Consider the following 25,180-nt stretch of genomic DNA (forward strand, 5'->3'; position numbering starts at 1 on the left):
TCACCGGATCCTCGGGTCGACGACGGAACGGATGACGTCGGCCAGAGTGGTCGCCAGCACCACTGCGGCCGTGGTGAACAAGACGGCGCCTTGCACGGTCGGATAGTCGCGATTCAGCACGCCCTGCAGCATCAACTGACCGAGGCCACCCAAGCCGAATACCTGTTCCACCAGAACGGCTCCGCCGATCAGTGAACCCATCTGAACCCCGACAACGGTGATCATCGGCAGCACCGCGTTACGCAGTGTGTAGACCCAGGTGGTGCGGCCCCGCGAGATCCCCATGGCCCGTGCTGTGCGGGTGAAATCGGATTGGAGGGCGGTGGTCGCCTCTAGGTGCACGAAGCGCACGAGAATGCCGATGAGGTAGATCGACAGCGTGGCGACAGGCAGGATCATGTGCTCCAGGAAGCCGCCGAACGACACTTGCGGAGACGTGTATCCGGTGGACGGCAGCGCGCCGAGCTTCACCGCGAAGAAGATGATGAAGAGCAGACCGATCCAGAAGCCCGGGGTCGCCATCGCCAGGCTGCTCAGGTGCCGGACGGTGGCGTCCACCCACCGAGAACGTGCCCGGGCGGCGCCGAGTCCGAGTAGCACCGAGATCGGCACCGCCACCACCAGAGACAGCACGATCAACCACACGGTGGGCGAGGCGGCGGCCAGCACGGTCGGCAGGATCGCTGTCCCGCTCTGGTTGGACGTCCCCAGATCGCCCCGCAGCAGCCGCCCGATCCACGTCCCGTACTGCACGACTACCGAACGGTCGAGGCCGAGTGTGTGCCGCAGTTCCTGGACCAGCGCGGCGCTGTCGGGGTCCGCTGCCGCCGGACCGAGTAGCAACTCAGCGGGATCACCGGGCGTCAGCCGTAGGGTCAGGAAAGTGATGACGGTGACGAACCACATGAGCAGGATGGCACGGCCGACACGCTGGGCGATCGCGGTCAGCACCGGCTCACCCGGCGGGTGTGGCGTTGTCGATGAGCAACCAGCCCAACGGGTTCAGCTGCAACCCGGTAACCCGCGATGAGGTGATCGCCGTCAATGGCCGGGTCTGGATCACCAGGATCGGCAGATCCTCGTTGACCTGCTCGGCGAGCGTGGCATACGCCGCGATTCGCTTCTGCTGGTCGGTGATCGTCAGCGCTTCGGCGATCTCCGACAACATGGTCGGATTCTTGTAGTCGTCTTTCAGGTGCGGCAGCATGATCGTGTTGAAGAACGAGTTCGGGTCGCCGCTCTCGTTGAAGAAGTTGAAGGTCACGTCGTAGGTCCGCTTCACGTAGTTGTCCACCCACACGGACGTCTCCTGCGCGTCGACGGACAGCTTGACCCCGATGGATCCGAGCGCACTCTGCCAGATCTGCGCCGCCTGTGTGGCTTCCGGGTGACCCGATGGCAGGGTGAGGTTCAGGGTGAGGTCGCTCGCGCCGGCCGCCGCCAAGAGTTCCTTCGCCTTGTCCAGGTCGTACGGGTAGCCGTCCACCTTGGCGGCGAACGGGCCCGACGGGATGACGCTCCCCGTGATCGTTCCGTCGCCGCCGTAGGCGATCTTCTGAATGGCGGACTTGTTCAGCGCGTATGCCAAGGCCTGACGGATACGTGGGTCGGCCAGCTTGCCGGAGGAGTTGAACTCGAACATCGCAATGCTGTTGGACTCCTGGGGAGCGACGACAGCACCCTTGCCGGTATCGAGCTGCTTGACCACCGACGTCGGTGCTTCGCTGACGGCGTCCACCGCTCCGCTGTACAGATTGTTCACCGCAACTTGGGGATCGGTGATGACCTTCATGTCGATGGTGGCGTAGGCGGGCTTGTTGCCGTAGTACCCGTCGAATCGTTTGAGCACGATCTCCCGGTTCGCGGTGGCGTGATCGAAGGCGTACGGCCCCGAGCCGACTGGCGTCTTGCCGACGGTCTTGGCCGAGTCCGGCGCCACAATGGCGATGTTGACCAGGCCGTCCAGGAATGCCGCGTTCGGCTCGCTCAGGGTGACAACCACTGTGGTGGCGTCCTTCGCCGTCATCTTCGACACCCCGGACAGGTACGTGGAGTAGATCGACTTGCCGGCGGCAACGGATTTGAGCGAGGCGATGACGGCAGCTGCGTCAACCGGGGTGCCGTCCTGGAAGATGGCGCCGGGCCGCAGGGCGAAGGTGTATTCGGTGCTGTCGTCGTTGACGCTCGGCGTGGCCAGATCCGGCTCGACACCCAGATTCGTGTCGTACTTCACCAGGGTGCTGAAGACATTGTTCCGGATGGCGTAGATGTACTGAATGAGCTGATTGGTTGCCGGGTCGAAGTTCGAGATGTCGGAGGGGATCGCCATGGTGAGCGTCTCGTCCGTGGTTGCCCCGCCGGCGGCGGATGAGGCCGGCGTGGTGCCGGCGCTGCCGCTGGTCGCCGTGCCGGCGGCGCTGGAGGCGCCGGTGGTCGGCGTACTGTTGATGCCCGACGAGCACGCGGCGAGCGCTCCGATCAGGGCCACCGCGGCGACCGTGAGGGTGACATGACGAGTTCTTAGGTGGCGCATTCCTGGGAACCTTTCAAGCCGGCAGGTTGGTGGCCGGAGGACCCGGTCCGCTTCACATTCCAAATACCGACATGGCGTTTCACGAGACGGTAGGCTGTGGTCATGGGTCGAGTCAAGGTGCCGATTGTTACAGTCTCGTGTCGGCCCGCTGAGCGCATTGTCGGTGGAAAGGCCGCGACAGTAAGTACTTTCAGTGTCGAGCTGCGCAGTCTGGCACGCTCGGGAAGCGCCCGGTGCCCGCAGCTGTTGTTGCTGGGATCCTCGGCGTGACGCAGGCCACCACGATGTACGTCGCCGGACGCGGCGACACATCGGACCCGACCGGCGGACTGTTCACGTTCCACCGGGACGGGCCCGAGTGGGTCGGACGCAAGGTCACCGCGATCGGGCAGCTCTCCAGCCTCGCCGCTCATCCACGGCTGCCGCTGCTGTACGGAACGTCCGGAGTCGGCACTGACGGGCGGATGCATGCCTGGCGACTGACCGGGGATGGTGCCGTGCTGATCACTGATGTCGCCAGCGGTGGCGCGGAGCCCTGTCACGTCTGTGTGCATCCCTCCGGGCGGTTGCTGATCGTGGCGAACTACACATCCGGATCACTGGCGACCTGGCGACTGGACGAGGCCGGCGAGCCGATCGGAGAGGCGGAACTGACCGTACTGACCGGGTCGGGAAGTGGGACGGATCCGGACCGGCAGCAGGGCCCGCATCCACACCAGGTGGTGGCGCATCGCGAACGGCTCTTGGTTCCCGACCTTGGTTCCGATCTGATCCGTCAGTTCCGGACGGACGGAACCAGCATCGGTGACGAGATCGATGCCCGGCCCGTCCCCGCGGGAACCGGGCCTCGGCACGCCGCGATCGCTGACGACGGCACCGTGGTCGTCAGTGGCGAACTGGCGCAGACGGTGGTGTTCCCGTTCCGGGACGATGCTGCCCCGCTGGCCAGCACCAGGTTGGCATCCGTCGCCAGGTCGCGGCCTCCGCGCAACTATCCCGGCGATCTGACGGTCCGCGGTGGGGTGGGCTACCTGGCGAATCGTGGCCACGACACCATCGGCGTCTTCTCGCTGGGCGAACGGCCTCGACTGGTGGCCGAGGTCGACTCCGGAGTGCAATGGCCGCAACACCTTCTGATCGCCGACGACCAGTTGTTCATCGCCGGCTGGGACAGCTCGCAGGTGGTGTCGCTGCCGCTCGACGACGCCGGCATCCCCGGTGCCGCCCAGGTGCGCTTCAACTGTCCCGGTGCCGCGTGGCTGGTAACGAGCCGATCCTGAGATGACGCAACTCGGCGCTGCCGGTCGCTGACAACCTCTCGGCGGCCGACCGCGGCTAGGGTGAGCAGAGAGCCCGACCGATCCCCACCGCAACGGAAACGTATCGGACGTGGCGGAGCCGGAGGATTCGATGAGCAACAAGGACGAATCGACGTTCGGGGTGATGTCCCCGTCGGAATGCCACCAACTTCTGGGGGCCGGCACGATCGGCCGGATCGGTGTGGTTGTCGACGGATACCCGCTGATCATCCCGCTGAACTACGCGATGGACGGCGAGACGGTCGTCGTCCGCACCGAACCCGGCACGGTGGTGGCCCGGGCCGACCAGACAAGAGTCTCGTTTCAGATCGACGGGTTCGATCCGGCGGACAGGTCCGGCTGGAGCGTGCTGATGCGCGGCCGGGCGCAGGCTTTGACGGTCGAGGACCGCGACGAACTGATCGAGCGGACCCGGGCGACCGGAGTGACGCCGTGGGCGCCCGGCGACCGCTCGCTCTGGATTCGCATCGAACCGGCAGACCTCAGCGGCCGCCGCATCAAGCCTGGCGACGACCTGCAATGGAGCCTCGGTTACGCCGCCTACATGTAGTAGTGGTGGGGAGAGGTTCCGGACCGCGAACTGCGCGACATGCCGTTCGAGTGACGGGGATTGCGATCCGAGCGGCGGCGGCAGTAGCGTTCCGACAGGATCCTGACCTCGAGAATTGCGGCACCCAATGGCTGACTACGCAGCGGCAGAACCCCGCCGGGACGTGCGAGCGCATGAAGGAGGCGTGGCGGCCACCCCGACGGGGCAACGTCCGGTGGCCCCGGTCCAGGACGGCTGGGCGGCAGCGCCCGGAGGGACCTCGCGCCAGTCCGCGATCGATCCGGTGATCCGCCGAGCGGATGCCGAATCCGATCCGCTGGGCGGCGGCCCGGCGCCGAGCGGGGTGGCCGAGGCGTTGCGCCGACGGCGCGGCGCCGGCGAGCCGCTGTCGCCGACCATCGCGGCCGGATTCGGCGCGGCATTGTCGTCAGACCTGAGCGCGGTACGTATTCACGCCGACGGTGAGGCGGACTCGCTGACCCGCGCCGTCCAGGCAACGGCGTTCGCCCACGGCGCGGACATCTACTTCCGGGCCGGTGCCTATGCGCCGCAGGCCGATCGCGGTCAACGGCTGTTGGCGCACGAACTCTCGCACGTCGTACAGGCACGCGGCGGGCCAGCAGGTGCCGCGTCGGTCACCGTCGGCCGGGCCGACGACCCGGCCGAGGCGGAGGCCGACCGGTCGGCAGATCGGGTGATGAAGCAATTGCGGCGTTCGGCGATGGCCGGGAGTGCCAACGTGGCAGCGGATCGGCCCGAGCGGCCTGCCCATCCGGCCGGCCTGCTCATCCGGCGCGGGAAGGGCGACAAGGGCGACCAGACGGGCACCGGTAAGACCGGCAAGGAAGGCGAGAGCGGAAAGGACGGCGGGACCAACAAGGACGGCGAGAAGGCCGAGGGCAGCACCAGCACGGTCGAGAGCAAGCCCGTCCCGGAGATGACCTCCGTCGAATACGAGAGGCACCTGGCAACGGGCTCGACGTTGAGCCAGGACGGCGTCTATCTGGTGGACCTGTCCCGGTTGCCGTCGGGCATGCAGGCGTTCATCGGCCGGGTGCAGGGCCTGCTGACCGAACTCGAAGCGACGCTGGCCACCGACCGGACGCTGCCCACCGAGCAACGGCTGCGGGACAAGATCAAAACCGGTGCGCGGTCGTGGCATCAGGACAGTGGCGGGAAGGTTCCCGACACCTCCGCGGTGGCCGGTGACAACCTGCGGGTGCCGTTCTTCGAGCGGTTCCTGGCCAACGCGGACAAGCCGTTGCCGAACAAACAGGCAAAGAAGAACGTCAAGGGAATCGACCGGCCGCTGCGTGAGTACACGGCGATGGGGTGGAAGGAGGCAGAGCAGAACGGACGCCTGATCTATGACCCGATCGGCGATGTGTTCTACCTGACCTGTCGGCATTATCTGGACGAACACTTCTTCCGCATTATCGCCCCGCGTCCGGGTGTGCCGGTGTTGGGCGGCACCGTTCCGGCGATGAATGTCGATGAGCTGACATTGTTGCTGTTCAAGGCCTGGGAGGACATTGCCGCCGAGCTGGCCGATATGAACGAGATGCTCGACGCGTCGGTGCAGCCGGCCGATCCGACCGGGGCGAAGCTGGCCGCGGCCCAGGCCACGCAGTCGAAACTGGGAGCAGACGCGCGGTCGTGCGTCCGCGAGCTGTTCCTGGCCCGGGCCGCCTATCGTGATGCGGTGGCCAGGGCCAAGGCGCGCCGAGCCGACCTGTTGGTGAAGAAGGCCGCGGCCGACAAGCTCGCCGTCAAGATGGCGGCCAAGCTGCACAAGGAGCCGAAGCTGGCTGACGAGGTGCCGGAGCGCGTCTGGGAGGAATTCCGGTGGCACGGCGGCATTTTCGTCGTGGATACGCTGGATCAATACATCGGATACTACGATCGCACCGGCGCGGAACGCACCGACCCGTATCCGGCCGACACCACCATCGGCCAGTTGGCTGGTCTGTTCCGCACCTGCATCGCCTCCGACGACGTGGTCGCCGACGCCGGCACAGCGATCATGCTGGCCGGCCTGGTCGCCGAGCCCAACCGGCACCCGACGGCGGCCCTGGAGGCATTGTTCGCCGTCACCCAGTTCTCCCCGTTCCGTTCGTCCACCAGCGCTTTCAAGGGAAGCGCCCTCCCGATGACGACCGGTGGCACCATCGGCAGCGGCGGTGTGCCGACCGAGGTCATGTACCACGAGGCGGGCACGGCGCTGGCAGTGGTGACGAAGCTGATCGGGACCACGCTGCCCAAGCTTGCCGAAAGCACGGCCGGGAAGACCCCTGAGCAGACCCTGCAGGCGCTGAAGCGCATCATCTACCTCGCGCTCGCCGATCAGGAGACCCGTGACAAGGCGAAAGCGGCCCGACAGAAGGCGAATGCCAGCAAGAAGAAGACTTCCAAGCCGGGCAGTGACTCCGGCTCCGGGCCGGTCGGTGAGGCGACCGATGCACCGTCAGAGCCGAAGATCGATCCGACGCAGCCGCCGTCCGGCGAGGCGCTGCCGTCCCAGTCGATCGTCAATCCGGTGATGTCGGTGAAATCCACAAAGTCTCGGCCGACCGGTACGTCGGAGTCGGACGTCTCGGACACCCCGGGGTTGCTCGACCAGTCCGAGAAGAGCGGCGGGAAGAACACGCAGTCGGGTAAGTTCGGCGGCTCGGCTTCGCGGTCGAAGTCTTCGGCGGACGGCGAGTGGGAGGACTGGAGCCACCTGAAGAAGGACCCGTCCAGCGCGCCATCCAATCCGTATCCGGCCTCGGGCATCGAGAAGTTCGCCGGCCAGGTCCTGGCGTTGGATTACCTGCGCGACTGGGTGAAGCAGATCGTCGAGGCGCTCAAGGACAAGAACGGCGACCACGCGCTGGCCGCGCAGCATCGTGAGATGCTGCTGTCCCACCTCAGCTGGCAGATCGCCGAGTTGGAGCCGGATCCGGGCAACCGCTCCGACTTCGTCAAGGACGGCAAGCCGCGGATGGACTACAACGGCAACCGGGATGCTTTCGAGAGCTGGTTGCTGCTCATCGAACTGGTGGATCTACCGCGGCCAGAACGGGTCTGACGGTCAGCTCATGGCTCAGCGGCCGACGCCGCCGCGGGATCACCGGCCCTGGATGACGGAACAGCAACTTCGCTCCGTTGAGCGTCGCGTTCTTGTAGAGGATCGCCTTCCGTCCGGTGAGGATCCGATCGACAGGGAATCCGTTGGCATCCATGAACTGCACCAACCCGTGACGTCGGCCGAGGCTGATGCACTCATGGATGTACCGGTAGCGGAACGGCTTCGGCGGTCGGCCGGTGAGCTTGGCGACGATGGCGTTGGAGGCCGGCAGGCCGGTGAAGCCCCCGGTGCGGCACCCCATCGCCAGCTGCTCGCCCCACGGCCCAGCGACGGCGGCGGCGTCGCCGATGACGAAGATGTCAGGATGCGAGACGGACGCGAACGTCTCGTCGACCACCGCGCGGCCGTCGTCGTGCACCGTCAGCCCGGACTCGCGGGCCAGCGTCGGCACGGTGAATCCGCCGGCCCAGACCCCGATGTCGAACGGCACCGAACGGTGCCCCGCTAGCACCCAGCGCCCGGCTTCGGCGTGCTCGACGGTCGCGTGCTCGACCACCGTCACGTCCAGGCGGGCGAACACGTCGGCCAGGTAGCCGCGCGCCTGCGCGGACAGCCAGCCGCCCGCGACCCCGCGGGTCACCAGCTTGGTGCGCACACCCGGGTAGCTCTCGGCGATCTCGGCGACGGTCTCGATTCCGGTCAGCCCGCCGCCGGCGACCGCGACGCTGCCGCCGTGCCGGGCCAGCCGCGTCAGCCGCGCCCGCAGGTCGAGGGCCGCGGCCACCCCGGTCAGGCCGATGCAGTGCTCGGCGACGCCGGGCACCGTGCTCAGTTCGATGTTGCTGCCCAGTGCATAGACCAGCGTGTCGTAGCCGACGGTGTGCCGTCGCCCCGACGGATCGGTGGTGTGCAGCAGTCGGGCGGCCGGATCGATGCCGGTGACGGACGCCACGAGCAGCAGAACGTTGCTGCGGTCCAGATAGTCGACCAGCGGGGTGTGCGCGATTGGTTGGCCGACGGCCAGCTGATGCAGCCGCGGCCGCTCGACGAAGTCGGCGAAGGCGCTCACCAGGGTGACGGTCACCTGCTCGTGCCGCAGTTGCCGCGCCAGCCGCTTGACCGCGGGCAGCCCGGCATATCCCGCCCCGATCACGACGATTCGATGGGTCATGTCCTCTTCCTTCCTGGCCACTACCTGGCGTGTCAGGTAGTGCGTTAACCCTCTGGACGACGTGGTCGCGCCGACTGCGACACGAACCGGGGCGCCGCGATCCCTCCGACCGGATCGGCGCCGGCTGTCGCAGCCGAGGCGGCTGTCTCGTCCCGGAGGGCGACACGAGCGCCGCCGGCGCTGCGGGTGCACAGTGGTAGTTGAGCGGCGGGAGACACGCCGCTCGGGGTAGGAAAGGCGAGAGATGACGGACAGCAACGGGAACGAGACGGACAGTGACACCCAGTTCGTCGCGTTGCGACCGCTGCTGTTCTCGCTCGGATACCAACTCACCGGCAGCGTCGCCGACGCCGAGGACATCGTGTCGGACGCCTATCTCCGCTTGCGGCGGGCACGGGACAACGGCACCGAGATCGGCTCGCTGAAGAACTTCCTGTCGACGGTGGTGACCCGGTTGGGTATCGACCACCTGCGCTCGGCCCGGGTCCGGCGGGAGACCTACGTCGGTCCGTGGCTGCCAGAGCCGCTGGTGGACACCGACGAGCGGCCGGAGTTCGAGCGGATCGAGCTGGCCGACACGCTGTCGATGGCCTTCCTGGTCTTGCTCGAGACGCTGACGCCGACCGAGCGGGCGGTGTTCCTGCTGCGTGAGGTGTTCGAGTTCGACTATCCGCAGATCGCCGACACGCTGGGCAAGTCCGAGACGCACTGCCGCCAATTGCTGACCAGGGCCAGGCGACACATCGACGACGGCAGGCCGCGGTTCGACGCCGACAAGCGTGAGCGAGAACTATTGGCGGACAGGTTCTTCGCCGCGGTGTCCGACGGTGAGCTGGACCCGCTGGTCGACCTGTTGGCGGCCGATGTCGTCGCCTACGGAGACGGTGGGGGCAACGGCCCGTCGCTGCCGCTGCCGGTGAACGGCCGGGCACGGGTGCTGAAGCTGCTGGCGTCGCTGGCCCGGTTCGCCGGGGAGTACGGGCTGCGATTGCGGCGGGCCCCGGTCAACGGGCAGCCGGGCGCGCTGGTCGTCGATGCCGACGGTCGACTGCTGAACGTGTTGACGATCGACATCGTCGACGGCGCGGTGCAGACCGTGCGATCCGTCGTCAACCCCGACAAGCTGCGACATCTCGGGCCGCTGATCGGTACCGAGCACCCGTTGCGCGGCGGTGGCCGGCCGTCGCCGCGCCGGCGCGGGCCGGCGGGCCGAGCGGCGCCCGAGCACACCGGGACGCACCCGACGGCGCGCCGATCAGCGGAATCGAGAATGGACGAATAGGACGCAGTGGAAGACGACGCCGTGGAGGATCTTGCTGCCGCGTCGGTCGGACGTCATCGGAATGTCCCATGGGTGCCGGGATCGCCGACCTCGGCAGTCCGGAGACCACCGAGACGTCGCAAACGCCGGGGGCGGCGGCGGTTTCCGCGACCGGAGACCACCGAGACGTCGCAAACGCCGGGGGCAGCGGCGATTTCCGCGACCGGAGACCACCGAGACGTCGCAAACGGCCGGCAGGAGCGGTCTCAGCCGGTAGCGGGTCGCCGTTTGCGCAGACGGTGCTGGAGGTTCGCCTGCACCGCCGGCCACTCGGACCGCAGGATCGAATAGAGCACCGCATCGAGCAGCACTCCGTTGCGTACCCGGCGGTTGGCCCGCAGTACCCCGTCCTGCTTGGCGCCCAGCCGTTCGATCGCGGCTCGCGACTGAAAGTTGGTCCACTGGGTGCGCAGGCCGACGCATTCGCAGTCGAGTACCTCGAAGGCGTGCTGCAGCAACAACAGTTTGGACTCGGCGTTGGTGCCGGTGCCGTGCGCGGACTGCCGGTTCCAGGTGTAGCCGATCTCCAGTCGCGGCACGGCCGGGTCGATGTCGTAGTAGGTGGTCATCCCGAGCACCTGGTCGTCGGCGGCCCGGATCGCGGTGAAGGGCAGCAGTTCGCCCTTGTCCTGCAGCTGTAGCCGGCGGTCGATCTCGGCGGGCAGGGCGGCCGGCTCGGGAATCGAGGTGTACCAGCGGTCCCACATCTGCCCGTCGTTCAGGGCGTCGATCAGCCCCGGCGTGTGATCGCGGGACAGCGGCTCCAGCCGGACCAACTGCCCGGTGAGCGTGATGGGTGGCAATGGAGTGGTCATCGGCATCGGTCCAGTCCACACCATGACGGCCCGTCAGGCACGCGCGGCGGGTGTCGGTTGGCGGTGCCGCGGCGTCATCCAAGACTATTCAACCGAGGGGTTGACGAGGGCCACCGACGCGGTCTACGGTTATTCAACCGACAGGTTGAGGAGGAGCCGATGACGCAGGAGGGGCCGATGCCGCAGGATCGACTGACCCTGGTGTTCTCGGCGTTGGCGGATCCCACCCGCCGGGACATCGTGGCGCGGCTGGCCGTCGGCGACGCAACCGTCAACCAATTGGCCGCGCCGTACGACGTCACCGTGCAGGCGGTGTCCAAGCAGATCAAGGTGCTGGAAGACGCCGGCCTGGTGTCCCGCAGTCGAGACGCGCAGCGCCGCCCGGTGCATCTGGAGGCCGGGGTCTTCGACCTGATGACGAAGTGGATCGAACGCTACCGACAGGCGGCGGAGGAGCGGTTCACCCGCCTCGACGCCGTCCTCGACCAATTGGACCGACCGCAACCGGGGTCGGCCGAACCCGCAGCAGCACAACGAGAACAAGGGGCCGCATCATGAGTATCGACACGAGGCGTCAGACCGAGATCAGTGCGCATCCGACGCTGCCGGTGATCACCATCGTCCGTGAGTTCGACGCCAGTCCGGACAAGCTGTATCGCGCCTGGACCGAGCCCGAACTGGTGGCGAAGTGGCTGGGCCCGAAGGACCTTGAGATGCGTATCGACGCCTGGGACTGCCGGACCGGCGGTAGCTGGCGGTACGCCTCCATCGCCAACGGCGAGGAGGTCGCCGCCTTCTTCGGCTCGTTCCACGAGATACGCCCGACCCGGCTGACGCAGACCTTCACGTACGAGGGATATCCCGATGCCGTTGCGCTGGAGACGGTCTGGTTCGACGATCTCGGTGACGGCCGCACCCGGGCCAGGACCGAGTCGTTGTACAACAGCATGGAAGCCAGGGACGGCATGATGTCCAGCGGCATGGACGTCGGTGTCAATGAGGGCTACGAACAGCTCGATGCCTTGCTGGCAAGCCTGTGACCGGGCGGACGCCTGCGGACGAGCATCGGCGGGTTGCGGCCGGCTTCGGTGAGCGGGTCAGGGGTGTCGGATCCGACGGCTGGGACAACCCGTCGCCCGTTCCCGAGTGGCAGGCCCGAGACGTGGTCCGCCACCTGGTGGAGTGGTTCCCGCCATTCCTCAAGGGCGGCAGCGGGATCGAGCTGCCGGACGGGCCGTCGGTCGACGCCGATCCGGCCGGCGCGTGGTTCACGCATTCCGACGGTGTGCAGTCGGTACTGGACGATCCGCGGACCGCGACGGCGATGTTCAGCAACCCGCACACCGGCGACCTGCCGTTGGCCGAGGCGATCGACCGGTTCTACACCACGGACGTCTTCCTGCACACCTGGGACCTGGCCAGGGCGACCGGTCAGGACGAGTCGTTGGACGCCGACAAGTGTGCGGAGATGCTGGCCGGCATGCAGCAGATGGAGGCGGTGATCCGCTCCAGCGGCCAGTACGGTCCGGCGGTCACCGTCCCGGACGGGGCCGATGTGCAGACCCGGCTGCTCGGCTTCATCGGCCGCGATCCGCTGGCCGCGGTCCGGCGCTGACGATCGCGAGGCAACGGCGTCACACCCGGACGGCGAAGTGCATCTTCGGACCGGTGCCGGCATCCGGCGGCCGCCACCCCGCGAGCACCTGGGCGGCACGTTCCAGCGGAACGGTGGCGGCGATCAGCGGATGCGGATCGACGACGCCGGTAGCGAACGCATCCACGGTAGCGGCCATCGCCGGCGAACCGGAGAGGTTCCCGATGATCGTGACGTCGTTCGTCACCGCCTGACGGGTGTCGATGGGGCCGGCGGTGCCGGCAATGCCCAGCAGGACGACGGTGCCGCCCGGTTCGACCAGATCCAATGCCAGCTGCGGCATCTGCGGGCCGCTCGAGGTGTCGATCACGACCTGGAACCCGCCGGTTGGTAGCGGGTCGTCGGCGAGCCGGGACGTCGAGGCGGCGCCCATGGCGGCCGCCAACGCCAGCCCCGAGGCCGATCGCCCGACGGCATGCACGGTCGCGCCGCGGGCGGCGGCGAAGCCCACCGCCATCAGGCCGAGGGTGCCGGGCCCGAGCACCGCGACCCGCTGACCACCGGCGACGCCGCCGTCCTGAACGGCCCGCAACGCATTCGCGGACGGCTCGACCATGGCGCCGGCGGCATCGTCCACCGAATCAGGCAGCGCCTGCAGGCTGACGACCGGTACCACCAACTGCTCGGCCAGGGCACCGTCCTTGCCGCCCAGCACGCCGACCTCGGTCCGGTTGGCGCACACGTGCTGCAACCCGCGGGCGCATCGATCGCAGGCCCGGCAGCCGAGCATGGTGTCGCCGGTGGCCCGCCGGCCCAGCCAGGAATCGTCGACCCCGGCACCGACGGCCGACACCACCCCGACCCATTCGTGCCCCGGCCGCAGCGGGTACCGCGCCTGGCCGGTGGCCAGATAGGGCATGGTGCCGCGGAAGAACGCGACGTCGGTACCGCAGATGCCGACCCGGCTGACGTCGATCGTCACCTCGCCGGGGCCGGCGACCGGATCGGGGACCTGTTGGATGTCGGCCCGTTCCGGACCGGTCAACACCAGAGCTCGCATACCGCAACTGTAGAAGGCGGCCAGGTCGGGGAGGTCGACGACCGAACCAGACAAGTTGGACAGGCGGTGGATACTCAACAAGTGGCCTCCTCCGCTGGGCAGTCCTTGTCGATGCACCGGCTGGAACGCACTTCGCTGCTCGGCCGCCGGGCGATGGTCGATCAGGTCCAACGGACGCTGCGCGCGGAATCGGGTTCCCTGCTGACTCTTGCCGGGGTCGGTGGCGTCGGCAAGACTCGGGTCGCCCTGGCGGCTATCCGCCCGCTGAGCGATCGGTTTCCCGACGGGATCCACTTCGTGGACCTGGGCGGCGTTGACGATGTCGGCCGGCTACTTCCGGCCATCGCCGATGCGGTCACCGACAACGACCGGGCGCGCGGCGATGGAACCGTGCTGAGCCGCGCCGCCGGTCAACTCACCGGGCGCCAGCTGTTGGTGCTCGACGGTTTCGACCTGGTCGGCGCGGCCGCGCCGAGCGTGTCTGCTCTGCTGGACCATTGCCCGGGGCTCAGCATCCTGGTGACGAACCGGTGGCCGCTGCACATGACCGCCGAACGCGTCATTCACCTTCCGGGGCTGAGTTTCCCGCCGGTGGGTGCGACGCTGTCCATCGCCGAGCTGTCCGAGTACACGGCGGTCCAGTTGTACGTGGAACGGGCGCAAGCCCATCGGCCGGAGTTCATCCTGCAGCCGGACAACGCCCCAGCAGTCGCGGAGATCTGCCGACGGTTGGACGGGCTGCCCTTGGCGATCGAGCTGGCCGCAGCGTTGGTCCAGTTCCTGGAACCACCGGCGCTGCTGGCGCAAGCGGGTCATTGGCTCGCCGTCCTGACCGGAGGAGCCCGAGACGGGCCGGATCATCAGCGGTCGCTGCGGTCCAGCATCGATCGCAGCTATCAGCTGCTCGCGCCGGCCGAGCAGTCGATGTTCCGCCGGGTCGCGGTGTTCACCGGAGGCTTCAGCATTCCCGCGGCGGCGGCCGCCGCGGGGGTCACCATCGGACCGGCGTTCCACACCCTGGCGGCGTGGTCGAGAAGGACTTGCTGCAACGGCAGGCCAGTAGCCCGCCGGCGTTCGCGCTCAGCGAGGTGCGGCGTGAATATGCCGAAGAGCAGTTGATTGCGGCGCTCGAACAGGCTCCGACCAGCCGCGCACATGCGCAGTTCTATCTGAGCGTGGTCGAGCAGGCCGGATCGCAGCCGGGCGCACCGCGATCGGTCGAGTGGCTCGATGCGATCGATCGACAGCTGCCGAACATTCGCGTCGCTCTGCGGTACCTGCTGGGCAACGGCTGCGAGCAGTCGGCGTTGCGGATGGCCAACGGGCTCGAGCAGTTCTGGTGGGCCCGTGGCGATTTGGTGGAGGGCTGCGATTGGCTCCGGCAGTGTCTGGAACTCGGACAACGGCAATCTCGCCGGCGGGCCAGGGCCTACGGCGTCGCGGCGGTGCTGTTGGCATTGCGGTTGGAACTGGACGAGGCGGAACGGCTGGCGGGGATCGGCTTACCGATCGCGCAGGTGCTCGGCGACCAGATCGCGGTCGCGGACCTGGGCGATGCCCTGGGTCTCGTCGCCGGCGCCCGGGGCCGTCCCGACGACGGGGAGCGGGCATTCGCCGAGAGCATTGGCATTCGGCGGCAGGCCGGCGACACGGCCCGACTGGCGCGAACGCTGGAGTTCTCGGCCGATGGCAGGCTCTGGGACGGCGATCTGCCGGCGTCCGCCGAGCGGGCCGAGGCGGCGGTGCAGGTGCTGCGTGCCCGTCCCGATCCGGTTCAGCTGGCCACCGCACTCACCACTCTCGGGCTGGTCCACACGTACCAGAGCAGACTCGACGAAGCGCTGGAAGAGCTGCAGTCCGGACTGGACATGGCGGTGCGGTTGCGAAGTTCGCGGCTGATCGGCCGAGCTCACTATGGATTTGGACTACTCGCTCAGCGCAGCGGCGACGTCCGCGTTGCCGAATCCCAGCTGGCGACGGCGATCGCGATCGTCGCGGAGACCGGTGATCGATCGTTTCTTGCCGGTTGCGTACTCGCGCTGGCCACCGTGTACGAATCGGAGCGGCCCGACGAGGCCGTGCTGTTGCTGGCCGCCGCGACCGCGCAGGCGAAGGACGGGGGCTTGAAGTCACCCGGACTACTGCGCGCCCCGTACGAACAGCTGTTGGCGTCGTTGCGGCAGCGATTGGGGGCGCAGCGATTCGGCATCGCCTGGTCCCGCGGATCCCGGATCGCCCGCAACGATGTCCTGCGCGCACCGCCGCCCCAGGCGACCGAGGGAAGCGCCGCCGACGCCGCCCTGACCAAGCGCGAGATTCAGGTGCTGGCCCTGGTGGCCAGAGGCCTCACCGACGCGCAGATCGCCGACAATCTGACCGTCAGCCGGCGCACGGTGCACGCCCATCTGCGCGCCATCTACCGAAAACTTCAGCTGCACACCCGATCCGCCGCCACCCGCTATGCCGTCGAGCGCGGCCTGCGGTAGGTAGTAACCAGGCCGATCGCTGTCCCCGTCACCGGATCGGTTCGGCGTCCTTGACCCGGTGTTGAAGGTCAGCCGGGGCTGCCGGCCTGCGGCGGGTCAACATTCCGCGGGCCTTCGACCGGCCGTCCGCGGTCAACAGGAACCGATCGAGTCCGTAGTGCCCCGCGACCCGCCACGCCAGAATCAGCAGAATTCCCAACACCATCAGGATCCCGTTGGTGCCGGCCGAGCCGCCGGCGATGTAGAGGAAATTCAGCGCGACTCCGCCCGCCGCCGCGATACCGGTCAAACACCCGAGGATCAGGCCGGTCCCCACCGCCAACTCGGCGATCGTCACCACCCGACCGAAGAACAGCGCGTGCGAGGACATTCCGTTGAACCCATCCAGTACCCACTTGTACGGAACCTGCGGATGGCCGTGCGTCACCTCCTGGTGTTCCCAGGCATAGTTGGCACCGCCGATGAATCCCCGCAATTGATCCGGATGAGTGAACCAATTGGCCGTTCCGATTCCGGTCGCCTTCTCCCAGCCGGCCTGCAACCACTGCCACCCCACCCACAATCGGACCACCAGCCAGATCATCGCCGATCTCTCGGACCGGTAGAGAAAATGCGCCAACCGAAACTCCGTCGACCCGCCTGTCATGCCGTGCACGGTGATCGCGTCACCATCGCCCTTCACCTGAGCTCCATTCGTGTTGCGACCTCACCGATGTCGCCCATCGGTCCCAGACCTTGAACGTACGAGCCACGCTCGGCGATGGATATCGGCAGGATTGCCTATCTTTCAGCCGCCCCGGATCGGCGGATCAACCCCCGGTGGCGCCTGGCGAAGACAGACAATCGATCCTTCTGGACCTGTCGCCCGCGGCCTTGCAGGGGTCTTGGTGGAGGCTCCTGCTGGCCACTGCGTCGAGGCGTGATCGGTCCCGTTCCGGCAAGCTGTCGCCCTGGCAGCGAAGCCCTCGGCCCGATGGCCGGGAAACGCCCCCGGTTCGGGCATCGGTGCTCGTCAGCCGCGGTTCGAACGCTGTCACCATCCTCGCGGCAGTCGCTGCCCAGGTCGGCCGCTTCGGGACGATTTGCGGCCGCCGGCGGCGCCCGGCGGGCGCCGCACCGTTCCGCTCGAGTAGGTCCCGATGCGTGCAGGGGTGGAGACTGGGGGAACGGCCGCTGTGCGACCGGCAGATTCACTGATCTTCATCCGGGCCTGGGAACCGCCTCCGCCCGGCCACGCTCCACCGAATGTCGCGAACATACTTGGTCGCGACGGGCGGCGGGCCGTAGGCGCATCGCGCCGACGGCTCTCCGGGAAAGCAGAAAATCATGACCGGCAGCATCGCCCCCGAACGGTCGGCCAACGAGATCTGGGCTGACGCGGCCCACGCAGTACTGCAGGCGGTGGCGGCCGACTACGGCGCCGTCATCACCGCCAAGGATCTCGGTATCCAGGTCCAGCAGCAGAGCGGGGTGCCCGCCGGACCCGTATTGCAGAGATGGATCAACCCGGTGCTCGGCGAGGTCGCGGCGCGCTGCCAGGACGCCGGCGATCCACCGCTCATCTCCCTGGTGGTGAACAAAACCGACGGACGGGTGGGCGCGGCCTACGACGCGGTGGTCTCCGCCCAGGGCCTGCCGGCACCCGCCGACAACGACAGCCGCGACCAACTTGCCGCGCAGTCGCGCCAGGAGTGCTACCAGCGGTACTGCGACAGCGTGCCGAGCAGCGCGCGTCCGATGCTCTCGCCGACCCTGCAGGCGGCGCTCGACAAGGAACGCAAGTTGCGCAAGTCGATGGAGCAGGCCCCGCGGTGTCCTACCTGCAATGTCGAGTTGTCCCGGACCGGAATCTGCGACTCCTGCGACATGTGATCAGTCAGCCTGTCGCCTCCCCGCCGATGGGTCGGCTCCGCGCTCGTTCCGCTCCTCGCCCTGCGCTCCTTCGTCACTCCGGGCTGCGGTGCTCGCTCGCTGTCGCCTCCCCGCGGTAGGTGCCGAACGACCACAGGTTGCCCTCCGGATCGGCGACGGCGAACTCGCGGCTGCCGTAGTCCTGATCTTCCAGGGGTCGGATCACCGTCGCCCCGGCTGCCTGGACCCGGGCGTACAGCTGGTCGGGACGATCGGTCACCACATAGAAGCCGGCGGTGCCCGGCTGCCGCGACCACGCCCGCTCCGGGGCGTGGCTGCCCAGCATGATCCCGCCGCCTTCCGGCCAGTCCAGCTGGGCGTGGGCCACCGTGTCGCCATCGGCGTACACCGCGGTTCGTCGGAACCCGAAGGTGTCGACCAGGAAGGCGATCAGCGCGGGTGCATCGTCCGCCTGCAGCGTTCCCCAGACGGTCGGCGCCGGCGCCGCGGCGTCCTCGGTCGGCTGGTCGGGTTCGGTAGCGGGCTCACTGGCTGGCTGATTCATGACGTCAATCCTGACCATTGCGATGCCCGCCGGCTTGGAGATTTCGGCGCTCCTCGGCGAGCCAGCCGGTCGGGCTGGTGCCGGTGAACTGGCGGAAGGCGCGGGTCAGGTGAGACTGGTCGAAGTAGCCACAGTCGGCGGCGATCCGGGCCAGATCGACCGGCTCGCCGGACGCCACCGGACGGCCGATCGCCCGGATCACCTGCTGGAACCGGAGCAGCCGGTTCACCGTCTTCGGCCCGACGCCGATCTCCCGGGTGAACAGCGTCCGCAGCTGCCGCGGGCTCAGCAGCACATGACGGGCGAGCCCGTCGATCGAACCGTTACCGCGGTGCCGCGCCAGCCAGTTCCAGGCCTCGCCGAGCTCGGGGCGCACCGCGGCGCGACAACCGGCCCGGTCCACCCGGCGTCGCAGATAGGCCTGCAGCACAGCGAATCTGCCGTCCCAGTCCGGGGTTTCGGCGAGTCGGGTGCGCACGTGTTCGGCGGCTGCGCCGAGCACGTCCTCGCCGTCGGTCACCGGGAACCCGAGCTCGGTGGCCGGCACGCCGAACAGTGCGCGGGCGGCCAGCGGGTGCACGGCCAACTGGATACCACTCTGCGCCGGCGGCTGGCTGACGTAGGCGGGTGCGGTGTGCAGCCCACCGGTGATGATCAGGTTCCGGCCGGCCCGTCCGGTGGGTAACTGCTCCGGGCTGACGGCGGTGACGATCGGGTCGTCGAGGCTGAAGATGAAGGTCAGCGACGGGGAGGGCAACCCACGGTGCACCCCCTGGATCGCACCGGCGGCGGCGTACCCGGTCGTACTGAAGACGCCGGGCAGCAGCCCGGCGCTCCGCACGAACTCGTAGGTCGCTGTCATCGGTTCTCGCCGCCTCAACGGTACGTCGGTGCCGCGCGGGCGGCCGCCGCGCCGACGGCAGAATTCTGTTCAGCCCGGTGAAAGTGTGGGACGGTGCAGCATGGAGTTTCTCGCTCCCGCCGATCTCGGCGACGCAGTGGCCGCGAAGGCGGCCCATCCCGACGCGGTGCCGATCATGGGCGGCACCGACGTGATGGTGGAGTTGAACTTCGACCGGCGCCGGCCGGAACTGCTGTTGGACCTCGGGCGGGTTCCCGAACTTCGCGAATGGGACCGCGACGGCGACCGGATCCGGCTCGGCGCCGCGGTCAGCTACAGCCGGGTGATCGCCGAGCTCTCCGGCGTCCTGCCGGGGCTGGCGATGGCCTCCCGCACGGTCGGTTCGCCGCAGATCCGCAACCGAGGCAGCATCGGCGGAAACCTCGGTGCGGCGTCGCCGGCCGGTGATGCACACCCGGCGCTGCTGGCCGCCGCGGCCGAGGTGGAGCTGACGTCGGTCCGAGGCGTCCGCCGGGTGCCGATCGACGACTTCTTCCTCGGCGTGAAGCGGCACGCCGGCGCACCGGACGAGCTGATCACCGCGGTGTGGATCGGTGCGGCGACCGGGCCACAGCAGTTCAGCAAGGTCGGTACCCGCAATGCGATGGTGATCGCGGTCTGTTCCTTCGGCCTGGCACTGCATCCCGGGTCGGCGCAGGTGCGCACCGGCATCGGCTCGGCGGCGCCGACGCCGCGCCGCGCGGCCGCAGCGGAGACCTTCGTCAACGCCGCGTTGCAGGACGGGAACCTGTGGCACAGCAGGGATGTGCTCGCAGAATCGCTGCTGACGGAATTCGCCCGGCGGGTGACGGCTGCCGCCGCGCCGATCGACGACGTGCGCGGCACCGCCGACTACCGTCGGCGCGCGCTCGGCGTGCTGGCCCGCCGCTGCCTGCAGTGGGCCTGGACCGACTATCGCAGCGGATCGGTGGGCTGAGATGCGTGTCGAGTTGACCGTCAACGGCGAACCGCTGCTGGCCGATGACGTCTGGGAGGGCGAGAGCCTGTTGTACCTGCTGCGTGAGCGACTCGGCCTGCCGGGCTCGAAAAATGCCTGCGAGCAAGGTGAATGCGGGTCCTGCACCGTCTATCTGGACGGGGTCACCGTGTGTGCCTGCCTGGTCGCGGCCGGACAGGCCGCCGGTCGGCAGGTGGTGACCGTCGAGGGGCTGACGGATCGGATGACGGAGCCGGCCGCGCTGCACCCGATCCAGCAGGCGTTCCTGGACGCCGGCGCGGTGCAGTGCGGCTTCTGCACCCCCGGTCTGCTGGTCGCCACCCACGACCTGCTGGCTCGGCTGCCGGCGCCGACGGACGAGCAGGTCCGCGAGTCGTTGGCCGGAAACCTGTGCCGCTGCACCGGGTACGAGAAGATCCTGGACGCGGTTCGGCTCGCCGCCGGCCGGCTCGCCGCGGACGCTTCCGGCGGGCATGGGCGAAACGCTGCCGGGCCGAAGCCGGGTGACCAACGGTGACCGGCCCGGCGATCACCGAACAGGTCGGCACCGGAACGGCGCGCGGCGTCGGTAGCAGCCCGGCCCGGCCGGACGGGGTGCTGAAGGTGACCGGACAGTTCGCCTACGGCAGCGACCTGTGGATGGACGGCATGCTCTGGGGCGTGACGCTGCGCAGCCCGCACCCGCACGCCGTGATCGGCTCGATCGATATCTCGGCCGCGCTGGCCACCCCCGGCGTGCACGCCGTGCTGACCCATGCCGACGTGCCCGGACGGAACCTGGTGGGCCTTGAGCACGCCGACCAGCCGGTGCTGGCCGAGAGTGTGGTCCGGTACCAGGGTGAGCCGGTGGCGCTGGTGGCGGCCGATCATCCGGAGATTGCCCGCCGCGCCGCCGGCCGCATTGTCGTTGACTATCAGGTGCTCTCGCCGGTCAGCGATCCGCGGACCGCGCTGGATGCGGCGCCGCTGCACCCGGGCGGGAACCTGGTCCGGCGGGTGAAGATCCGTAAGGGTGACCCGGCGCCGGTGGCCGACGTGGTGGTGCGTGGCGAGTACCGGGTCGGGATGCAGGACCAGGCGTTTCTCGGCCCGGAATCCGGGCTGGCGATTCCGGACGGCGAGGGCGGCGTCGATCTGCACGTAGCCACCCAGTGGCTGCATGTCGACCAACAGCAGGTCTGCACCGCGCTCGGGCTGACGCCCGACCGGGTGCGGCTGACGCTGGCCGGGGTCGGTGGCGCGTTCGGCGGTCGGGAGGACCTGTCGATGCACGTGCATGGTTGCCTATTGGCGCTGCACACCGGCAAGCCGATCAAAATGGTGTACAGCAGGGAGGAATCGTTCTTCGGGCACGTCCACCGCCACCCCGCCTGGCTGCAGTACGAGTACGGCGCAGACTCCTCCGGCGCGCTGGTCTACGCCCGCGGTGAGATCTGCCTGGACGGCGGTGCCTATGCCTCCAGTACCGGGGCCGTGGTCGCGAACGCCGCCACCATGGGGCTCGGCCCCTACGACATCCCGAACGTGCACGTCGACTGCTACGGGGTCTACACGACCAACCCGCCGTGCGGCGCGATGCGGGGTTTCGGTGCGGTACAAGCGGCTTTCGCCTACGAGGCGATGATGGACAAGCTGGCCGACGCGCTGCAGATGGACCCGGTGGCGCTGCGGATCCGCAACGCCATGTCGGAAGGTTCGAGGGTGCCGACCGGCCAGCTGGTGGACAGTGCCGCCCCGGTCGCCGAACTGATCGGCCGGGTCCGGGACCTGCCGCAGCCACCGGCACCGCCGACCGCCGGCCCGGTCGACCTGCGGCAGCTGCCCGGCGGGGTCGGCAACACCACGCACGGCGAGGGGGTGCGCCGCGGCGTCGGCTATGCGGTGGCGTACAAGAACGTCGCGTTCTCCGAGGGCTTCGACGACCATTCCACCGCCCGGGTGCGCCTGGAGGTCGCCGGCGGGACACCGATTGTCACGGTGCACACGGCCGCCGCGGAGGTCGGGCAGGGCCTGGTCACCGTGCAGCAACAGATCTGCCGCACCGAACTCGGGGTGGACACGGTGCTGGTGCACCCGGCCGATACGACGGTGGGATCCGCCGGCTCCACCTCGGCGTCCCGTCAGACCTACGTCACCGGCGGTGCGGTGCAGCACGTCTGCGCGCTGGTCAGGGCGAGGGTCCTGGAGCTGACCGCGGCCCTGCCGGACCTGCCCGGTACGCCGGTGGGGTTGCGCGACGGAGCCGTCGTCGACGCCGACGGCGCGGCACTGATCGACCTGGCCGAGCTGCTCGGCGACCAGGCGGTGGAGCGGACCGACGAGTGGCGGCATCGCCGCACCTACCCGATCGATCCGGAGACCGGGCAGGGCGATGCGCATGTGCAGTACAGCTTCTCGGCCCACCGCGCGGTGGTGGACGTCGACGTCGAACTCGGTCTGGTGAAGGTGATCGAGCTGGCCTGCGCGCAGGACGTGGGGCGGGCGATGAACCCGGACGCGGTGCTCGGGCAGATCCAGGGCGGCAGCACCCAGGGCATGGGGTTGGCGCTGATGGAGGAGATCCAGGTGGTGGACGGCAAGATCGTCAACCCGTCGTTCACCGACTACCTGATCCCGACCATCCTGGACACCCCGCCGATGCCGATCCAGGTGCTGGAAAACCCGGACCCGCACGCCCCCTTCGGATTGCGGGGGGTCGGAGAGGCGCCGACCGTCTCGTCCGGGCCGGCGGTGCTGGCGGCGATCCGGGCGGCCTGCGGTCACGATCTGACCCGGGTGCCGGTCCGGCCGCAGGACATCATCGGCTGAGTCGACGTCGGGCATCTCCCCCCATGCAGGTAGCGCAAAGTTGGAGCGACACGCCGCGAGACACGCGGTACCTAGCCAGCTTTCCGCTACCTGCCGAGAGGTGCCCCGAGGACGTAGCGGAACGTTGCAGCGACACGCGGTGAGGATTGCGCTACCTGACCAACTTTCCGCTACCTCGGGGTCAGGGCACGGGGTCCACCAGGATCCGGGAGATGGCGTCCAGCACCGCGGTGTCCTCGATGGTTCCGGGCACCGGAGCGTCGACGCCGTCGGCGATCTGACGCATGGTCCGGCGCAGGATCTTGCCGGATCTGGTCTTCGGCAGGCCGGCAACGATGTCGATCCGGCGGAGCGAGGCGACCGCGCCCACCTCGTCCCGGACCCGCTGCACCAGTTCCGCGCGCAGCCGTTCGACGGCCGCCTCGTCCAGATCGGAAGCCCCGGACTTGAGGACCACCAGGCCGCGCGGCACCTGCCCCTTGAGCTGGTCGGCGACGCCGATCACGGCGCACTCGGCGACCAACGGGTGCCCGGCCAGGGCGGCCTCCAGCGCGCCCGTTGAGAGCCGGTGCCCGGCGACGTTGAGCACATCGTCGGTGCGGCCCATGATCCACAGATATCCGTCGGCGTCCAGATGTCCGCCGTCACCGGAGGAGTAGTAGCCGGGGAAGGCGGACAGGTAGGACGCGACGTAGCGGTCGTCGTCACCCCAGAGCGTCGGCAGGGTGCCAGGCGGCAACGGAAGTTCGATGCAGACCGCGCCCTCGGTGCCCGGCGCCGCCGGGTTGCCCCGCTCGTCCAGCACCCGGACGGCATAGCCGGGGACGGGCATGGTCGCCGATCCGGGTTTGATGTCGAAGGTCTGCAGGCCCACTGGATTGGCGGCGATCGGCCAGCCGGTCTCGGTCTGCCACCAGTTGTCGATCACCGGGACGCCCAGCAGGTCGGTGGCCCACTGCCAGGTGTCCGGGTCGAGCCGCTCGCCGGCCAGGAACAGTGTCCGCAGGCTGGACAGGTCGCGCCCGGCCAGTAGGGCGCCGTCCGGGTCGTCCCGTTTGATCGCCCGGATTGCGGTCGGCGCGGTGAACATGCCCGCCACCCGGTGTTCGTCCACCACCCGCCAGAAGGCGGAGGCATCCGGCGTACCAATGGGTTTGCCCTCGTAGAGCACTGTGGTGCAGCCGGTGAGCAGGGGGGCGTAGACGATGTAGGAGTGGCCGACCACCCAGCCGACGTCGGAGGCGGTGAACCAGACGTCGCCAGGCTGCATGCCGAAGATGTTGGTCATCGACCAGCGCAGCGCCACCGCATGCCCGCCGTTGTCCCGGACGATGCCCTTGGGGCGTCCGGTGGTGCCGGACGTGTACAGGATGTAGAGCGGGTCGGTGGCAGCCACCGGCACGCAGTCGATGACACCCTCGCCCTCGGCCGGAAGTGCGGTGGCCCAGTCGATATCGCGGTCTCCGAGGATGGCGGTCGCCTGCGGTCTGGCCACCACGATCACCGACGACGGCTGGTGCCGGGAGCGCGCGAGCGCCGCGTCGACCATCGGCTTGTACTCGATCACCCGATCGCGCTCGATGCCGCAGGTCGTCGTCACCAGCGCGGTCGGTTGTGCATCGTCGATCCGGGCGGCGAGTTCGGCGGGAGCGAAGCCGCCGAACACCACCGAGTGCACGGCGCCGATCCGGGCACAGGCCAGCATGGTGATGACTGCCTCCGGAATCATCGGTAGGTAGATCACCACCCGGTCGCCGCGGCCGACGCCCTGGGCGGCGAGCATCCCGGCCGCCCGCCGCACCAGGTCCAGCAGCTCGCGGTAGCTGTAGCTGGTGACCGTCCCGGTCACCGGGCTGTCGTGGATCAGCGCCGGTTGGTCGCCGCGGCCGGCGGCAACGTGCCGGTCCAGCGCGTTGAAGCAGGTGTTGAGGGTGGCATCGGGGAACCAGCGGTAGAACGGCGGACTGCTCGCGTCCAGCGCCGCCGCCGGTGGCCGCACCCAGTCGATGTCCAGCGCCGCGTCGAGCCAGAACCCCTCCGGATCGGACAGGCTGCGTCGGTACGCGTCGGAGTAGGCGCCGTTGCTCATCCGGGGATTGTCGCACCGATCGTGTGGAGCCGGGCGGTTCCCGGGCAGAGCCGGGCGGTTCCCGGGGCGGGGCCGGGCGGTTCCGGGGC

Annotated in this window: 22 protein-coding genes; 13 read left to right on the forward strand and 9 right to left on the reverse strand. The window is 68.9% G+C overall.

Annotation, left to right across the window (positions count from 1 at the left end; genetic code table 11):
- Together K340_RS0122465 and K340_RS0122470 are read right to left on the reverse strand one after the other, a co-directional pair.
- On the reverse strand, positions 1-951 hold the full coding sequence (locus K340_RS0122465; protein ID WP_029138347.1) for an ABC transporter permease: 951 nt from the start codon (positions 949-951) through the stop codon (positions 1-3).
- 4 nt (positions 952-955) lie between these two features.
- On the reverse strand, positions 956-2,533 hold the full coding sequence (locus K340_RS0122470) for an ABC transporter substrate-binding protein (RefSeq protein WP_154674428.1): 1,578 nt from the start codon (positions 2,531-2,533) through the stop codon (positions 956-958).
- A gap of 266 nt (positions 2,534-2,799) precedes the next feature.
- Here K340_RS0122470 and K340_RS32485 point away from each other — a divergent pair, with 266 nt between their 5' ends.
- The 3 genes from K340_RS32485 to K340_RS34710 all read left to right on the forward strand — a co-directional run bounded on the left by K340_RS32485 (position 2,800) and on the right by K340_RS34710 (position 7,472).
- Entirely contained in the window at positions 2,800-3,813 is a 1,014-nt protein-coding gene (locus K340_RS32485) for a lactonase family protein (RefSeq protein ID WP_051267241.1), read from the forward strand.
- A 130-nt stretch (positions 3,814-3,943) separates the two neighbouring features.
- Complete coding sequence (locus K340_RS32490; protein WP_154674429.1) at positions 3,944-4,402, forward strand: pyridoxamine 5'-phosphate oxidase family protein; 459 nt, start codon at positions 3,944-3,946, stop codon at positions 4,400-4,402.
- A 184-nt stretch (positions 4,403-4,586) separates the two neighbouring features.
- The gene (locus tag K340_RS34710) at positions 4,587-7,472 is read left to right on the forward strand and encodes an eCIS core domain-containing protein (protein WP_161632165.1); all 2,886 of its coding nucleotides are present in this window, start codon (positions 4,587-4,589) and stop codon (positions 7,470-7,472) included.
- Here the strand turns inward: K340_RS34710 and K340_RS0122495 are convergent.
- A complete protein-coding gene (locus K340_RS0122495) occupies positions 7,432-8,643 on the reverse strand; it encodes an NAD(P)/FAD-dependent oxidoreductase (RefSeq protein ID WP_029138350.1) in 1,212 nt (403 codons plus the stop codon). The two genes, K340_RS34710 and K340_RS0122495, sit on opposite strands and share 41 nt — an antisense overlap.
- 244 nt (positions 8,644-8,887) lie before the next feature.
- On the opposite strand from K340_RS0122495, the gene K340_RS32500 reads away from it, so the two are divergent.
- Positions 8,888-9,925 carry an RNA polymerase sigma-70 factor gene (locus tag K340_RS32500; protein ID WP_084614775.1) on the forward strand — a complete coding sequence of 346 codons (1,038 nt, stop codon included), beginning with the start codon at positions 8,888-8,890 and terminating at the stop codon, positions 9,923-9,925.
- Between the two features lie 245 nt (positions 9,926-10,170).
- On the opposite strand, the gene K340_RS0122505 is transcribed toward K340_RS32500, so the two are convergent.
- Positions 10,171-10,785 carry a GNAT family N-acetyltransferase gene (locus K340_RS0122505; RefSeq protein ID WP_029138351.1) on the reverse strand — a complete coding sequence of 205 codons (615 nt, stop codon included), beginning with the start codon at positions 10,783-10,785 and terminating at the stop codon, positions 10,171-10,173.
- A 171-nt stretch (positions 10,786-10,956) separates the two neighbouring features.
- Between K340_RS0122505 and K340_RS32505 the strand changes: the two genes are divergently transcribed.
- From K340_RS32505 to K340_RS36465, 3 genes are read left to right on the forward strand one after another with little or no spacing between them, the layout of a single operon-like run.
- On the forward strand, positions 10,957-11,337 hold the full coding sequence (locus tag K340_RS32505; protein ID WP_154674448.1) for an ArsR/SmtB family transcription factor: 381 nt from the start codon (positions 10,957-10,959) through the stop codon (positions 11,335-11,337).
- Complete coding sequence (locus K340_RS36460) at positions 11,334-11,819, forward strand: SRPBCC family protein (RefSeq protein WP_029138352.1); 486 nt, start codon at positions 11,334-11,336, stop codon at positions 11,817-11,819. The genes K340_RS32505 and K340_RS36460 overlap by 4 nt, the downstream gene beginning before the upstream one ends.
- A complete protein-coding gene (locus tag K340_RS36465) occupies positions 11,816-12,394 on the forward strand; it encodes a TIGR03086 family metal-binding protein (RefSeq protein ID WP_029138353.1) in 579 nt (192 codons plus the stop codon). The genes K340_RS36460 and K340_RS36465 overlap by 4 nt, the downstream gene beginning before the upstream one ends.
- A gap of 19 nt (positions 12,395-12,413) precedes the next feature.
- Here the strand turns inward: K340_RS36465 and K340_RS0122525 are convergent, their stop codons facing one another.
- Positions 12,414-13,433, reverse strand: a complete 1,020-nt coding sequence (locus tag K340_RS0122525; protein ID WP_029138354.1) for a zinc-dependent alcohol dehydrogenase — start codon at positions 13,431-13,433, stop codon at positions 12,414-12,416.
- 81 nt (positions 13,434-13,514) lie between these two features.
- Here K340_RS0122525 and K340_RS0122530 point away from each other — a divergent pair, with 81 nt between their 5' ends.
- Positions 13,515-14,552, forward strand: coding sequence for an ATP-binding protein (locus tag K340_RS0122530; protein WP_029138355.1), 1,038 nt, complete (start codon positions 13,515-13,517; stop codon positions 14,550-14,552).
- Positions 14,459-15,919, forward strand: a complete 1,461-nt coding sequence (locus K340_RS0122535) for a LuxR C-terminal-related transcriptional regulator (RefSeq protein WP_029138356.1) — start codon at positions 14,459-14,461, stop codon at positions 15,917-15,919. The genes K340_RS0122530 and K340_RS0122535 overlap by 94 nt, the downstream gene beginning before the upstream one ends.
- 28 nt (positions 15,920-15,947) lie before the next feature.
- Here the strand turns inward: K340_RS0122535 and K340_RS32510 are convergent, their stop codons facing one another.
- Positions 15,948-16,601 carry a DoxX family protein gene (locus K340_RS32510; protein WP_051267248.1) on the reverse strand — a complete coding sequence of 218 codons (654 nt, stop codon included), beginning with the start codon at positions 16,599-16,601 and terminating at the stop codon, positions 15,948-15,950.
- A gap of 644 nt (positions 16,602-17,245) precedes the next feature.
- Between K340_RS32510 and K340_RS32515 the strand changes: the two genes are divergently transcribed.
- Positions 17,246-17,791, forward strand: a complete 546-nt coding sequence (locus K340_RS32515; RefSeq protein ID WP_051267250.1) for a hypothetical protein — start codon at positions 17,246-17,248, stop codon at positions 17,789-17,791.
- 73 nt (positions 17,792-17,864) lie between these two features.
- Here the strand turns inward: K340_RS32515 and K340_RS32520 are convergent, their stop codons facing one another.
- Together K340_RS32520 and K340_RS0122555 are read right to left on the reverse strand one after the other, a co-directional pair.
- Positions 17,865-18,335 carry a VOC family protein gene (locus tag K340_RS32520; protein ID WP_084614777.1) on the reverse strand — a complete coding sequence of 157 codons (471 nt, stop codon included), beginning with the start codon at positions 18,333-18,335 and terminating at the stop codon, positions 17,865-17,867.
- A 4-nt stretch (positions 18,336-18,339) separates the two neighbouring features.
- A complete protein-coding gene (locus K340_RS0122555) occupies positions 18,340-19,197 on the reverse strand; it encodes a helix-turn-helix domain-containing protein (protein ID WP_037366164.1) in 858 nt (285 codons plus the stop codon).
- A gap of 100 nt (positions 19,198-19,297) precedes the next feature.
- Here K340_RS0122555 and K340_RS0122560 point away from each other — a divergent pair, with 100 nt between their 5' ends.
- Genes K340_RS0122560 through pucD form a run of 3 tightly spaced genes read left to right on the forward strand, consistent with a single transcriptional unit; the run spans position 19,298 to position 23,002 of the window.
- Positions 19,298-20,173: an FAD binding domain-containing protein gene (locus tag K340_RS0122560; RefSeq protein ID WP_029138358.1), complete on the forward strand. Its 876-nt coding sequence runs from the start codon at positions 19,298-19,300 to the stop codon at positions 20,171-20,173.
- A 1-nt stretch (position 20,174) separates the two neighbouring features.
- Complete coding sequence (locus K340_RS32525) at positions 20,175-20,711, forward strand: (2Fe-2S)-binding protein (protein ID WP_051267252.1); 537 nt, start codon at positions 20,175-20,177, stop codon at positions 20,709-20,711.
- Entirely contained in the window at positions 20,708-23,002 is a 2,295-nt protein-coding gene (pucD, locus tag K340_RS0122570) for a xanthine dehydrogenase subunit D (RefSeq protein WP_029138359.1), read from the forward strand. Before K340_RS32525 ends, pucD begins: the two co-directional genes overlap by 4 nt.
- Positions 23,003-23,183: 181 nt before the next feature.
- Here pucD and K340_RS0122575 read toward each other — a convergent pair whose 3' ends face one another.
- The gene (locus K340_RS0122575) at positions 23,184-25,091 is read right to left on the reverse strand and encodes an acetate--CoA ligase (RefSeq protein ID WP_029138360.1); all 1,908 of its coding nucleotides are present in this window, start codon (positions 25,089-25,091) and stop codon (positions 23,184-23,186) included.
- Between the last annotated feature and the right edge of the window lie 89 nt (positions 25,092-25,180).

This window comes from Nakamurella lactea DSM 19367 (assembly GCF_000426645.1).
Lineage (GTDB): Bacteria > Actinomycetota > Actinomycetes > Mycobacteriales > Nakamurellaceae > Nakamurella > Nakamurella lactea.